Annotated in this window: 15 protein-coding genes and 1 pseudogene; 10 read left to right on the top strand and 6 right to left on the bottom strand. The window is 43.2% G+C overall.

Translation table 11 applies throughout. The features are described 5' to 3' along the window. Positions 1-249 (top strand): hypothetical protein (locus BM210_RS35365; RefSeq protein WP_218184933.1); only part of this gene is annotated, 249 nt, incomplete at its 5' end. 344 nt (positions 250-593) lie between these two features. On the opposite strand, the gene BM210_RS16590 is transcribed toward BM210_RS35365, so the two are convergent. Further along, positions 594-905 (bottom strand): carboxymuconolactone decarboxylase family protein, encoded by a 312-nt coding sequence (locus BM210_RS16590; RefSeq protein ID WP_218184932.1) that lies wholly within the window; start codon positions 903-905, stop codon positions 594-596. A gap of 136 nt (positions 906-1,041) precedes the next feature. Here BM210_RS16590 and BM210_RS16585 point away from each other — a divergent pair, with 136 nt between their 5' ends. The 4 genes and pseudogenes from BM210_RS16585 (at position 1,042) to BM210_RS16570 (ending at position 3,463) form a co-directional block, all read left to right on the top strand. Beyond that, positions 1,042-1,371, top strand: coding sequence for an ArsR/SmtB family transcription factor (locus BM210_RS16585; RefSeq protein WP_091170256.1), 330 nt, complete (start codon positions 1,042-1,044; stop codon positions 1,369-1,371). Next, positions 1,368-1,769, top strand: a pseudogene (locus BM210_RS16580) (SRPBCC domain-containing protein). Before BM210_RS16585 ends, BM210_RS16580 begins: the two are co-directional and overlap by 4 nt. A 214-nt stretch (positions 1,770-1,983) precedes the next feature. Beyond that, entirely contained in the window at positions 1,984-2,451 is a 468-nt protein-coding gene (locus BM210_RS16575; protein ID WP_091170253.1) for a phage tail protein, read from the top strand. A 301-nt stretch (positions 2,452-2,752) separates the two neighbouring features. Continuing rightward, the gene (locus BM210_RS16570; RefSeq protein ID WP_091170251.1) at positions 2,753-3,463 is read left to right on the top strand and encodes a stalk domain-containing protein; all 711 of its coding nucleotides are present in this window, start codon (positions 2,753-2,755) and stop codon (positions 3,461-3,463) included. 217 nt (positions 3,464-3,680) lie between these two features. Here BM210_RS16570 and BM210_RS16565 read toward each other — a convergent pair whose 3' ends face one another. Both BM210_RS16565 and BM210_RS16555 read right to left on the bottom strand, forming a co-directional pair. Beyond that, on the bottom strand, positions 3,681-4,532 hold the full coding sequence (locus tag BM210_RS16565) for an aldo/keto reductase (protein ID WP_091170247.1): 852 nt from the start codon (positions 4,530-4,532) through the stop codon (positions 3,681-3,683). A gap of 589 nt (positions 4,533-5,121) precedes the next feature. Then, a complete protein-coding gene (locus tag BM210_RS16555; protein WP_091170243.1) occupies positions 5,122-6,102 on the bottom strand; it encodes an aldo/keto reductase in 981 nt (326 codons plus the stop codon). Positions 6,103-6,285: 183 nt separating this feature from the next. Here BM210_RS16555 and BM210_RS16550 point away from each other — a divergent pair, with 183 nt between their 5' ends. From BM210_RS16550 to BM210_RS16540, 3 genes are all read left to right on the top strand, one after another. Beyond that, entirely contained in the window at positions 6,286-7,179 is an 894-nt protein-coding gene (locus BM210_RS16550) for an AraC family transcriptional regulator (RefSeq protein WP_091170241.1), read from the top strand. A 137-nt stretch (positions 7,180-7,316) separates the two neighbouring features. Then, positions 7,317-7,892, top strand: a complete 576-nt coding sequence (locus BM210_RS16545) for a LysE family translocator (RefSeq protein ID WP_091170238.1) — start codon at positions 7,317-7,319, stop codon at positions 7,890-7,892. A gap of 24 nt (positions 7,893-7,916) precedes the next feature. Further along, positions 7,917-8,693: an AraC family transcriptional regulator gene (locus BM210_RS16540; protein ID WP_091170236.1), complete on the top strand. Its 777-nt coding sequence runs from the start codon at positions 7,917-7,919 to the stop codon at positions 8,691-8,693. 134 nt (positions 8,694-8,827) lie between these two features. Here BM210_RS16540 and BM210_RS16535 read toward each other — a convergent pair whose 3' ends face one another. From BM210_RS16535 to BM210_RS16525, 3 genes are all read right to left on the bottom strand, one after another. Continuing rightward, positions 8,828-9,685 (bottom strand): DUF72 domain-containing protein, encoded by an 858-nt coding sequence (locus BM210_RS16535; protein WP_091170233.1) that lies wholly within the window; start codon positions 9,683-9,685, stop codon positions 8,828-8,830. A 221-nt stretch (positions 9,686-9,906) separates the two neighbouring features. After that, complete coding sequence (locus BM210_RS16530; protein ID WP_091170231.1) at positions 9,907-10,821, bottom strand: NAD(P)/FAD-dependent oxidoreductase; 915 nt, start codon at positions 10,819-10,821, stop codon at positions 9,907-9,909. A 274-nt stretch (positions 10,822-11,095) separates the two neighbouring features. Beyond that, positions 11,096-11,935 carry a helix-turn-helix domain-containing protein gene (locus BM210_RS16525; RefSeq protein ID WP_177237846.1) on the bottom strand — a complete coding sequence of 280 codons (840 nt, stop codon included), beginning with the start codon at positions 11,933-11,935 and terminating at the stop codon, positions 11,096-11,098. Between the two features lie 127 nt (positions 11,936-12,062). Here BM210_RS16525 and BM210_RS16520 point away from each other — a divergent pair, with 127 nt between their 5' ends. Next, on the top strand, positions 12,063-12,836 hold the full coding sequence (locus tag BM210_RS16520) for a sugar phosphate isomerase/epimerase family protein (protein ID WP_091170226.1): 774 nt from the start codon (positions 12,063-12,065) through the stop codon (positions 12,834-12,836). Between the two features lie 62 nt (positions 12,837-12,898). Then, on the top strand, positions 12,899-13,927 hold the full coding sequence (locus tag BM210_RS16515; protein ID WP_091170223.1) for a Gfo/Idh/MocA family protein: 1,029 nt from the start codon (positions 12,899-12,901) through the stop codon (positions 13,925-13,927). Position 13,928: the final 1 nt, after the last annotated feature.

The following is a 13,928-nucleotide window of genomic DNA, read 5'->3' as shown; positions in this document are numbered from 1 at the left end:
AGAAAGCACGGAGTACCGAATACCCGTTACTTAAGGGCGCAGACCCATACATTGAACACGATCGGCCTCCACCCCTTGGGCAGGTATAACGAAGGAAGGCAAGGGCATAGACCCGTTGAGATCTGGGAGGGTGAACCCCCGAGGGCAGTATGGAGAATACGTGCAGTAAATGGAATAATGAGGAAGTTATTAACTGACCCTCTGTTTACGCATGCCTTCATGGTCGATTCGGTGGATCACCATCTGTAATTATACCGTTATGTCCTTTATTAAGGGGTATAATCCTGCGAATGAGCGAGCATATGTGAGAAAAACCCTTAAAACCGAGGGAAGTAATAGGCAGAATAATGCTAAAGACTGAATGTTTTCATTCAACAAGCATTATTTTCCGAAACAAACATAACCGGCTGCAACAGTCATGCAGTCGGTTTTTGATTTCCAGCATCAGTGGGAGGTTATTCTCGCTCATAACACTCCCTCCTAATATTCTTTCAAGCAAAACTTGGCACTGGCATTCAACCCCAAGAACCCGCAACTTGTCTGGTTGTGACGTTGAGACGATTAAACAGGTTGGTTGTAGCCAACCGAGAGAATCAGGGCAACCAAGGCGGTTTCTTCGAAATGCCGGTTGCTTCATCCCAAATTATGTCTGGTATCGGGTCTTCTCGATCACTGAGCTTGGTTATCGCTTCAGTTAATGCCAAAGCAGCACGTTCGGCGTCTGTAAAGTGCGGTGAATCCCGCCAGGCTGCAACAGCAAATAAGCGATTGTCCGATTCACCAGCCTTCTTGGCATACAATGCACCGGATTCCACGCAAGTGCTGCAACCGTTAATTTGACTCGCGCGCAAGTGTACGAGGTGGAGCGTAGTCTCCGATACCGCGCCGTTGTGAATGGCCCGCATTCAAAGACTGTATACGCCTTCATGGCTTGGCTAAGGAGAGAAGGTGGATGTTTCTTGTTGACGGGACTCTATATAGTGTCCTAAAATAAAGGTACCATTTGGTGTAATTTCATTTCATGCGAGGGAGTGGGTGATGATGAGCGCAGTTGCACAGACACGGGACGTCTACTATGCCGTGGCCGATCCGACCCGGCGTGAAATCATTCGACTGCTGGCGGATGCGGAAGAATTGCCGCTCAATCGGTTAACTACGCATTTTGCGATGGGCCGAACCGCAGTCTCCAAGCATTTGACGATTTTGAAGCAAGCCGGCCTCGTGAGTGAGCGTAAAGTCGGCCGTGAGACGCGAAACCGTCTCAATCCCGCACCGCTGAAGGAGCTTCAGGATTGGTTGTCGTTCTACGAGAAATTTTGGAAACAAAATATGGTTCGTTTGGATCAACTTCTTAAGGATGAACAGGAATGAAGCAAGATCTGTCGCTCGATTTTCTGTTCAAAAGTTCAATCATGCAGATGTAGAACGACTTGACCGACTCCGATAAGCTGGCGAAATGGGACATGGACAACGATTTCAAACCAATTGTAGGCCACCGTTTTCAGTTCCGAAGGGAACCGGTCGAAGGGTGGGATGGCATCATCCATTGTGAAGTGCTGGAAGTAGTCGAGCCGCACCGTTTGACGTATACTTGGGACAGCGGCGGAGAGAACACTTCGATCATCTGGACATTGCGAGAAAATAAAGACGGAACTGTTCATCTGCATCTGGATCAAACCGACTTCAGCAAAGTTCAAGCGCTCGGAGGCGCAAAATACGGCTGGACGAGCATGTGCGGACAGCTTGAAAAAGTATTGGTTGAATTGTAATACAATTCTGATTCAGATATTCAATGCTTTGTTCGCAACAATGGGACAAGCTTGCAACATAATTGCAAGCTAACAAATAATTCAATTGCTTGAACTATCGTTGCCAATATAATCGAATCTTGATTGACTCGAATCAACATAATCCGAACGGCTTAGTTTTTATTGAGATGTGGATTCCTGTTGATATAAAAAAGTGATAAAAGGAGCGGTAAAAATGTCCTATATCGTTGACTTTAAAAATGTGTCTACGGTTGGTTTAGAATCTTCACCTGTAGCAGATGCGCTTGCTGGTTTACGTGCGAATGAAGCTCGTTACTTCATGAACAAATACAAGCATGAATTTACGGTGGTACCAGCTAGTGAAAGCCAGGAGACCCTTGATTATGTGAACAGAGTTTTGAAAGAAGAACGTGATATTGAGTTTGCGGCCAAACCTTTAGAAACTTCGAGTCTTCAAGTGGAAAATATCAAATGGACCTTCGTCTTTTATGAGGATGGTCTAGCAGTCAACGTCCTGTATACGGTTGATAACCCTAAGAAGCGGGCCGTTGGTTTTAAGCTTTCTGAGGGGATGGAGGTACCAAAGGAGCTAGAAGAGAAGAAGTTTAAGTTTGCTAGACAGAAGTCAAAACTAGCTGGAACAATTCGAGGCACGTATTTTGTAATTAAGGGAGAATATTAAAAGAAGCAAAACGCAAGCATAGCGGTGGATCGGATGCAACACCGCGCTAACGGGGGAACTATAGCTGAGTAGAACATGAAGAGCAGGCGCCACGGCAGCCTGCTCGTTTTATTGAACTAGAGGGCAGGATACTTCAATAAGTATTGCAACATTTTCCCAGTAATTACCGTATAAATGTTGAAGTCCATCTCGTTTCTGGATATTGCATACTAACGGAGAGAGTTAAATACAGGTGCAACAACCCTTCATACCTTCAAATAAAAACTTGATAAAAATATAAATAACTGGAAGGTGAATGAAAATGAAATGGAAGAAAATTGCGGTTATCAGTGCTTGCAGTATAGCAATTGGGATTACCTGCTATGCGTCCGGAGGTGTGGAAAGCATCCAAGCGTACTTAAATCACGATTTCAAGTTTACGCTCAACAGTAAAGTTTGGACGCCCAAAGACAGTGATGGCGCTGTACTAGCTCCGGTCATCTTTAATGGCACCTCTTATCTGCCTGTCAAAGCAGTCGTTGAGGCAACAGGCGGACAAGTCCAGTGGAACGAAGCTACAAAAACCATCACGATAACATCTGCTAGTGGAAACGAGGGTGCTGGCAGTGAAAGAGATCAAATGATAATTGAAGAAATGAATGAAATAAAAGACAAATTAAAGTTGGGATTAACGAAGGAAGAGGTACAAGCATTATTTATAGAAAAATTTGAGATAGCACATAATAGTGATTCAGAAGATGGAAGTGACTCCTATTGGAAATATGAATATTTCAAAGTGTCTGGTTATAATCGTGAAGATTATTTTCCTGATCATGCTGATTATGCTATTGACCACGATGGTCTGATTAACAAAAAAATTGGAGCTTATTTATATATGGAATGGAAGGATAATAAATTATATATGTATTCGATATCTTATGTTAATCCTAAAGATAATCAAGTTTACATATTTGTTATGAGCCCTGACGGAACGATTTCAGATAGCCCAGTTATCCCTTCCACTAGTTCGTAAAAGGATGATTGCCCATTGCACACTGTTGCTAGTTCATCAGAAGCAACCTATTTCCTGATGCTTCCTTTGGAAAGATTATTAAATTTAGTGTTATTGACGATCAGTAAGTGGTTTCTATTCAAGGACAAATAACACCAGGAAGCTTCATAGTGAGATAGCGATTACTTATGAGAATAAAGATAAGATGTATCAAGCAGTTTTTCGAAGGATGGTATGGTTAGATATCGAGCTTCCGGGTACCGATCCATTTCACCATTTCAGGATCGCGATGTGAAAAGAACAGGCTCTTTTTCGTATCTAACGTAGTAATCGACTCCATATCCTCTTGACTTAATTCCAAATCAAAGATATTGAAGTTTTCGATAATTCTTTCTTTACGAACTGACTTTGGAATCACAACGACTTCTCTTTGTGTCAACCAACGTAAAACCACCTGAGCAACGGATTTATTATACTTTTCAGCTATGGATACCAATACCTCATTCTGGAACAAGTTATTTCTTCCTTCAGCAAAAGGCGCCCAGGACTCAATCTGAACATTGTTCTCTTTCATGAATTTTGCACTTTCGATTTGCTGGTTGAAAGGGTGCGTTTCAACCTGGTTTACGGCAGGAACTACTTCATTATGAATAATCAAATCGATTAGACGGTCCGTCTGGAAGTTGCTAACGCCAATTGCACGGACCTTACCTTCACGATACAATTCCTCCATAGCGCGCCAAGAGCCATACACATCGCCAAATGGCTGATGAATTAAATACAAATCCAAATAATCGAGTTGCAATCTTTCCAATGATTTATGAAATGCTTTTTTGGTGCTCTCATAACCAGCATCCTGAACCCAAAGTTTCGTAGTGATAAATAATTCCTCTCTTGCCACGCCACTCCGTTTGATCGCTCTGCCAACTGCTTCTTCATTTAGATAAGAGGCAGCTGTATCAATCAGCCGATAGCCTGCAATAATAGCCTCATAAACGCTTTGTTCACACTCATTTTGCTCTGCAATCTGATAAACACCAAAACCGAGAATAGGCATCTTAACACCATTGTTCAAAATTACTTTTTGCATATAAAATCCTCCAGTTTTTTAAAATTATCTGTAAATCGGTTTGATCTTATTCATTACATCCATAACAGGCCCACGCATTCGCGGCGCGTTTATAGAACGTACGGGTAAGTGATGCATTTTTACAACACTCTATTGCAGACTACCCGGACCGAGTGTGTCCTGTGTGTGCTTCCATTTCCTCATGAGGTCTTGTTCTCCATAAGATAAATAGTGATAGAATCACAATTGCCAAACACACCCAATAAATATGACGAAACCCTGCAAACTGGGCGATGATACCACCGCCCAAATTTCCCACTAACCTACCAATAATGGACCCGTTGGAATAGATGGTTGTGGACAGCCCCGGTGAATTAGGCAGCGCAGCAGCATACAAATGACGAATAAACTGTATCCTTTGATCGCAAATAGTTTTTTTAACCGAGTATACAGCTTCTAATCCTCCTTCGTTTCCTTGGTGGATTCCATGTACTACGATCGAAAGAAGCGTAATTTTTCACTTACTTCTGCAATCAGCATACAGATTTCACTGCCCGATATTCAAGAACGCTCATGATAATGGATAAGGGCGTTCTTGTCGTTTCTTATATCAAACTGCACCAATTACTGAATGGGGAACATACGGCTCTTCGAGCGACACAATTTCTTCTGGTGTTAACGCAATAGATAGAGCAGCTACCGGATCTTCGAGATGAGACATTTTCGTAGCACCGATAATGGGAGCTGTTACCGGTTCTTTCTGCAACAACCAGGCAAGAGCGATTTGAGCGCGGGGAACACCACGTTTTTCTGCGATTGCCGCAACGCGCTCCACAATCAATCGATCAGTACTTGCAGTCGCATCGTATTTAGATTTTTGAACTTGATCGGTTTCGGAACGAAGCGTTGTTTCCGACCAATCCCGCGTCAGTCTTCCTGATGCAAGCGGGCTATACGGAATCACACCGATTTTTTCTTCCTTACAAAGTGGCAGCATCTCCCTCTCCTCTTCACGATAGATGAGGTTCAAATGATTCTGCATCGACACAAACCGGGTCCATCCATTATTCTCGGCTACATGTAATGCCTTTAGGAACTGCCATGCGTACATGGCAGAAGCACCAATATATCTTGCCTTACCAGCCTTCACAACATCATGCAATGCTTCCATCGTTTCTTCAATGGGAGTATTGTAATCCCAGCGGTGGATTTGATAAAGGTCAACATAATCGGTTCCCAGTCTCTTAAGACTCTTATCAATCTCACTCATGATTGCCTTTCGGGAAAGCCCTGCACCATTTGGACCTTGATGCATACGTCCATGCACTTTTGTCGCGAGGACAATTTCATCCCGATTGGCATAATCCTTTAGAGTCCGTCCAATAATTTCCTCACTGGTTCCGTCTGCATACACATTCGCCGTATCGAAAAAATTGATACCTAATTCAATGGCTTTTTTTATAATAGGACGACTGCGCTCCTCATCAAGTATCCATGGATGATGCCACCGCTCTGCTACACCAAAGCTCATACAGCCAAGACAAAGCCGGGATACATCCAAGCCTGTATTTCCAAGTTTCACATATTCCATTTGTCGATACACTCCTTTGTTCCCCTTTTGTTAATGGGGTATAACTTTATTATGCAACAGATGAAAAAGCGACCGTTATCCCATTCATGCCAAATGATTGCCTAATCCTCTCGATACACTTATGTAACTGACGAAAATGGAATATAATCGAATTATAAGGAATGACGGAACAAGGAGGATCTTATGTCTGAAATAATAACTAAACAGCAGAATGAACTTGCCAAACTAATTAAGCGGTATTCAGTCCAGGACGGTGTTCACGCAACAGCCATTCCGACTTTATTTTTCATACGTCGCTCTAAATTGACCGGACCAAGTTACGGAGTTTACAAACCTTCCTTATGCATTGTGGTTCAAGGGGCGAAGGAGGTATGGCTGGCACAGGAGCGCTTTAAGTACGATCCTGCAGATTACCTTATTGCATCCGTTGACTTGCCGGTTACTGCCCAAGTCACTGAAGCTTCTTCCGACATTCCGTATTTGGGTTTTAGACTTGAATTTACGGCGAGTGAAATCTTGGAGGTTTTAAGTGATTCTAAAATTCGTATCACCCCGAAAGGAAATGCTGAGCGAGCAATGTTTGTCGGTGAGATGGAGTTACCTATAATGGATTCAATTCTCAGATTAGCTCGTTTGCTGGACAATCCGAAAGATATTCCTTTCCTTGCTCCTATCTACACAAAGGAAATTCTATTCAGGCTTCTGCAAGGGCAGTATGGAGTTGCGCTGGCACAGATCGCAATGGAAGGAAGCTGCACCTATGGAATTAGGGATGCTATCGAACAAATTAGCAATAACTATGATAAACCTTTACGAATTGAAGAGCTTGCAGAAATAGCCAGTATGAGTATTTCTTCGTTTCACAGACACTTCAAAGAGGTAACTGCAATGAGCCCTATTCAATTTCAAAAACAGCTGCGATTGCAAGTAGCACGTCGCCTATTATTAACCGAATCAGCAGATGCCGCTGATGTGGCATTTCGAGTAGGCTATGAAAGCCCCTCGCAATTCAGCCGCGAATATTCTCGCATGTTTGGCTTTCCACCTAGACAAGATATAAAGCGCCTAAGAGCATAAAAAGGTTTAAAAATAAAAACAACCATTTATTTGCCAAACAGATCCATGGTGGAAGACTCTCAATATCTGCAATAATATACTATAGGGTCTTTACTCTAAGATGTAATATATGAGAATAGCCTGGAAGGAGGTTTCTCATGGATATTACATCTTTTTTGATTTACTGTATGATTGCTACGTTTACACCTGGACCGACCAATATCGTTATATTATCCACCGCTAATAATTTTGGGACAAAAAAGGCGATGAAATATACCTATGGAGCAACTGTTGGTTTTGGCTTATTACTTATTATTTCTGCAATGCTGAATACGATCCTCATCACGATTATGCCGAAAATAACAATTGTGATGCAAATCATCGGAACCGTGTATATGTTCTATCTTGCTTTTAAAATCTACAAAATGGATGCATCAAACCAAACGGTAAACCAAACGGCTACTTTTATATCTGGCTTTCTTGCGCAGTTTGTAAATCCAAAGGTCGTGTTATTTACATTGACTGTTATTCCAAGTTTTATTATGCCCCACTATAGCTCGAGCCCTGCTGTAACAATAAGCATTATCGTTATCACGGTCATTGGATTTTTAGCATTTGTGACATGGGTTCTTTTCGGTAAGATCTTCAAGTTATTTTTACAGAAATATAATAAGATTGTTAATGTTTTGATGGCTTTGTGTCTTGCTTATGCTGCTATCATGATTTGGATGTAAGTAGTTTACGAAGAGGTGAATGGAATGAACAGATTTATTTATAAAAAATCTGCGGGAATTACAGCGTTATCAGCAAGTATTACTGATTTTACGTATAAAAAACACTCTCACCAGGAGTATGCCATTGGAGTAACGGTACGCGGGATTCAAGAGTATAACTTAGAGGGCAGTTTACAATTATCCTATCAGAATGGAGTCATGCTTTTTAATCCGGAACAGGCCCATGACGGAATGGCACATGATAAGACCGGACTGGATTATGTCATGCTCTATATTGAGCCACAATTGCTTTTGGAAATTATTGAAAAAAAAGATACCGTACGATTTTCAAACCCGATTATTTATAATGATCGAATTGAACAACGAATATTAAGTCTTTCCCATGCAATATTGAGCGAAAAAGACGAGGCATTATGCAGTGAGTTGCTTCTGTCCCTCACAGATAGCCTCATTCAAACGAAGTTTTCGACAGACGATAAGAAGGATAACGCGTTAATTTGCAAAGCAAAGGACATGCTGCATACCAATCTGGAAAAGGTGCCTAAGCTCGACGAGATCAGCAACGAGCTTCACTTATCTAAGTTTCAATTTATCCGATTATTCAAGTCACATACTGGAATTTCACCCTATCAATACTTTCTTAACTGCAAAATCGAACGTGCAAAGCAGTTAATCGAAAAAAGTAGAGATATTTATTCAGCAGTTGCTGCATGCGGTTTTGTTGATTTAACCCATTTAAATAAACATTTTAAAAGTGTTTATGGAACAACCGCATTTGAATATATGTCACAATTTAAATGAATGAGCATTGAACTCCTTCAGTTTGATTTTCTCATGCAAGCTCGTGAATCCGCAGGATATCATCCTTAACGAGTCCAATGCTCCCCCTTATACCCGATTAAATGGATTAATAAGCTCATATTTTTCCTCAATTTTTATAAAATATCCTCAAATAAATCGGCCTGCTTGGGTGGCAAAGCCTGAGTTTTGAGACCGAGCATCTGCATAAGTTCCTTGGCATTATCCGTTGCGTCACCGCCGGAGTTGTTATTGAAGACGACGTAAATGTGTTTGCAGGACTTTTCCAATTCAAGCAGCCTGTCACGCCATTCCGTCAATTCTTGCGTATTGTAGCGGTACAAATAACGGAGAAGGCGCCAATCAGGGTGGTTGCTCTGGTGCCAGCCTTGCACATTGCGGCCATGCATGCGCACATAGGTGATCTCGGAGGAAGTCGCTACCGCTACGATCGGTATGGAGCCCGTTCCTGCTTGCGGTTCATCAACTACAGTATGAATCCAGTTCTCTTTGCTCATGAAATCGAGCGTCCGCTCGCGAAATTCGGGAGCGTACCAGCTCTGGTTTCGAAATTCGAGCGCACAAGGCACACTGCCCATCCGTTTTCGCGTATCACGAAGTACAGCAACATTTTCACGGCTGCACTCGAACCAAGGCGGATATTGAAACAGAACCATCGTCAGTTTCCCGGCATCAATGACCGGCTGGATGGATACATGAAACGCTTCGTACATGGCATCCGTTGTTTCGAAAAAGTTTTTCTTTCCCCTCAGGTGCCCGGTCATTCCCTGATAGGCCTTTACGATGAATCCAAAATCCTTCGGGGTGTCATGAACCCATTTTACATAGTTTTTTACTGGCTGTACGGCATAAAAGGGGCTATCCAGCTCAACGATGGGGAAATGCTCGCTATAAGTAGGCAGCCGTTTCGCTTGAGTAAGCTTGCCATATAATTCTTCATGGTCACCGAATCCGGTTAAGCCGATTGTAATCATATCTGCACCTCAATAAAGTTTTCGACAAGAAAACCGATTTTGTCCACATCGATCTAGGCAAGCAAATAATGCCAGTTTCTATTATTACACAAAATCGGCGCCATCGAAAATTTTTAAGTCTGAGACTGTCTGTAGGATATTAGGGAAGCCAAGCTCAGACACTCCCTTATCCCATAGGATGCAGAGCATTTATTGGAATATGTGCATGGTGGATAAAAGGCTTAAATACCGTTGTTCCAAGCCTCTGTAAGCAGCTCGCCATTGATCGCCATTGCAGCCATTGATCCCGCCGATGCAGCTGCAATCAGTTGATATAATTCCGATGCTGAATCTCCGGCACTGTAAACTCCTGATATATTGGTTTTACCGAAGCTATCGACAATGACAACTCCTGTTTCTGTGATTTGGCAGCCAATTGCTCCTGGTAAGTCCGAACCTGGAACAAGCTTCGGCGCGAAAAAAATTCCTGTGCACGGAATGGCTGTGCCGTCATGTAGGACGACTTGCTGTACTTGACCTTCCTGGGAGTCAATGCGCAGGATCGGATGATCGAAAACAGGAACGTTATGCTGTTGCAGCTCGTTACGCTGCTCGTCGGTCCAACCATCGGGTCCATTCGTGCAGATTGTATAGTGGCGAGACCATCCAGGCAATGTTTTGGCCATGTGGAAGGCTTTGGCGCCGCTGGCAATCAGAACGAGAGGCTGATCTCTCAATTCCCAGCCGTCACAATAGGGGCATACGAAGGCGCTCTTTCCATATACATCGGTCAATCCCTCAATGCCGAGAGGAGCATCCTTCATCCCAGTTGCAAAAAGCAGCTTTTTGACACGGAAGGTGATCCCTTGTGCGGTAGTTATTTGAAAATTCCCATCTAAACCCACGATCGTTATAGCACGGTCTGCAACAAAACGAACGGAGGGATAAGCGACAACTTGTTCCCTTGCAATTCTCCGAAACTCGCTTGGCGTGATGCCGTCTCGGGTAAGAAAACCATGGGATTCATGAGTGACCCGATTTCTTGGACGTTCTTCATCTATGACCACGACAGTCTTTCTTGCTCTTCCCAGCATAAGGGCTGCATTCAGACCTGCCGGTCCACCGCCGATAATACCTACATCAAATAGAGATTCCATGATGACCATCCTCCCGAATCTGTAATGTGCTTAATTAAAATGAAGCAGATCAGCTCATCTTGCAAAAACATCTTTTTTAGCAAATGAAACGTATTCCAGTACCCATTGAATAGAATAATAAATAAAACCAATATAGATCTTTAATATCCATAATAGAGGAATGGATTCCATTTTGCAAGGATTAAAACAGCTGCCTCCTGAGTAGGAAGCAGCTGTTTCAATCCTTATTTTCCACGGTGCTTGAGCTTGGCTTTCTGTGTTCTGAGTATCGCTCTCAGAGATGCAGCGACTCTAATTCCTTTTTCTCCAGCTGTCCCGTCAGACTGTTCATCCGGAACGTCTTGGGAGACACGCCATATTTATCGCGAAATACACGGTGGAAATATGAATAGCTGCCAAAACCGGACGTTTCCGCAATCTGCTCCAAGGTTAAATAGCTGTAGGCCATGCGTTCGACCGAGGTGGACAGGCGGATTTCCTGCGTATACTGAATGATCGTTTTGTTGAAGCATTCCTTGAACAGATGGACCGCTCGGGAAACGCTGATGCCGACATGATTGGCCACATCCTCGATCTTTAAGGGCAAAATGGCGTGCTCCTCTATAAAGCTTTTCATTCTTGTCGCTAGAAATGAGCTGCCATGGCGCGAATGGTTCTCGGAAATCGCACGATCTATGTAAAGACAAAGCGCGCGCAGTAAATAATCGGACAGCTCCTTGTTGTCTTCTTCATACCGCCGTTTTTCCAAAATAATTTGCCGCCAGATCGTAAGTATACGTTCATTAACAGCGATCCGTATCTTTTGAGGTTTCGAAGACTTGCCCCACCATTCGTTAATCCAGTCGCCCTTGCACATAATATAGTAGTCTCCGCTTGATACTACGGATTGCTGCAGCTTGTTTATATGCTCATCGATCCGCAGATCATAAGCGTCACCCGGCTTGAATAACAGGAGGTCGCCCGTTTCGATCAGTGTCATATTGCCGTTCACTTGCGCATAGCAGCAGCCTTCGGTTTGCAGTCGGAATAAATAGGTGGTCACGCCTTCTTTATAGCTGTTCGTGAATTTTTGTGAATGATACGAATAGCCGCAGGTTAATATATGGGAGTGCACGATAACACCTCGTTTGATTTTGTAGCCAGATTGTTCATGTGATAACCACATCGTTCATAGCTATTATAGGGCATTATTGATTACAATGGAATCAAATACAAATACTTTTGAAGGAGACTTGACCGATATGAGAAGAATGGGTATTGGCTTACAGCTGTATACACTTCGTGATGCTATGGCTGAGGATTTTCGAGGAATCTTGCGTCGTGTGGCAGAGCTTGGATATGAAGGTGTTGAGTTTGCAGGATATGGGGGTATGGAGGCTGAGGAATTAAGAGATCTATTGCAAGAATTGAATCTTAAAGCCATTGGTGCTCATGTGAGTCTCGTTAATACACGAACCCATATTCAAAAAGAAATCGCTTACCTAAAAACGATTGGCGCTGAATATTATATCATTCCACATATTGCTGTAGAGGACCGTCAAAGTCCACAGGCTTGGCAAACGCTGTTTGAATTTTTCGAGCATGCGGGTCAAATTGTACGTGAAGCGGGACTTAAGTTTGCTTATCATAACCATGCATTTGAATTCGAAATGAAAATCGGTGACGAGTTCGTATTTGATTCCATGTATACTTCGACAACACTTGAAAATGTTCTTGTGGAAATGGACGTGTGTTGGGTGCAATACGCAGGTCAAGACCCGCTTGAGTACGTAAAACGCTATACAGGCAGACTGCCATTGCTGCATTTAAAGGATTTCAAAACAAGCGATGCGGATCAAATGGACACCGTCGAGCTGGGTAAAGGCGAGGTTGATCTGAAAAATGTGATTCAAGCGGCCTCCGATGCCGGCGTGGAATGGCTGATTGTGGAGCAGGACCGCTGCGCGAATCCACCGATTGAAAGTGTAGAGACCAGTCTGGGATGGGTAAAAGAACATTATCTGTCTGCATTTTAAGAGTAAATCATGCATGAAAATGTAGTCCATGCCATCATAATTGAATGGGAGAGCTGAGATAAGTGAGTAAAATTAGAGTAGCGGTTATTGGTTGTGGTTCTATTGCTGAAAAAAGACATATTCCCGAATATGCGGACAATCCTAATGTGGAACTGATTGCTTTTTGTGATGTTGTGAATCAACGTGCCCAGCATTATGCGGACTTGTATGGCGCTAAAGCTTATACCAACTATGAAGAAATGCTGAGTGCCGAGAAGCCGGATGCAGTCAGTGTTTGTTTGCCGAATGTATTGCATGCTCCTGCTTCCATTGCTGCTGCTAATGCCGGTGCACATGTACTGGTTGAGAAGCCAATGGCAACGAACGAAGCCGATGCGCTGGCTATGATCGAAGCGGCCAAGGCAAACAATGTATACCTGATGGTGGGTCACAACCAGCGCTTGATGCCTCCCCATGTAAAAGCCAAAGAAATTTTGGAATCGGGCAAAATGGGTAAAGTATTAACATTCCGCACATCCTTCGGACATCCAGGTCCAGAGGGCTGGAGTATTGATGGTCGTAACAGCTGGTTTTTCCGTAAAGAAGAAGCAATTATGGGTGCTATGGGCGACCTGGGTGTACATAAGTCCGACCTGATTCGTTGGCTGCTGGAGGATGAAGTTGTTGAAGTGGCTGCTTTTGTGGGTACGCTGCATAAAGAAGGCACAGAGTGCGATGATAACTCCACTTGTTTGCTGCGGATGAAGAGCGGCACGATTGGAACACTAGTCGCAAGCTGGACCTACTACAAAGGTCAAGATAACAGCACAGTTTTATGGTGCGAGAACGGCTGCTTGCAAATCGGTACGGACCCTGAAGATCAGGTCATTGTACTGATGAAGGATGGTTCTGTAGAAAAGCATAGAGTTGGAGCTATGGCGACTAACGAGAAGCAAGTAACGAGCGGAGTTATTGATGAGTTCGTTGAAAGTTTGGTCACTTCGACACCTCCACGTATTTCCGGAGAAGAAGGTTTGAAATCATTAAATGTTATTCTCGCTGCTTTTGAATCGCAGGATACCAAAACTATCGTTGCTATTCAAGGCGTATAAA

The organism is Paenibacillus sp. 1_12 (assembly GCF_900114475.1).
In the GTDB taxonomy this organism is placed as follows: domain Bacteria; phylum Bacillota; class Bacilli; order Paenibacillales; family NBRC-103111; genus Paenibacillus_S.
The sequence above is the reverse complement of the archived record's forward strand: the minus strand, read 5'-3'. Positions and strand labels throughout refer to the sequence as shown.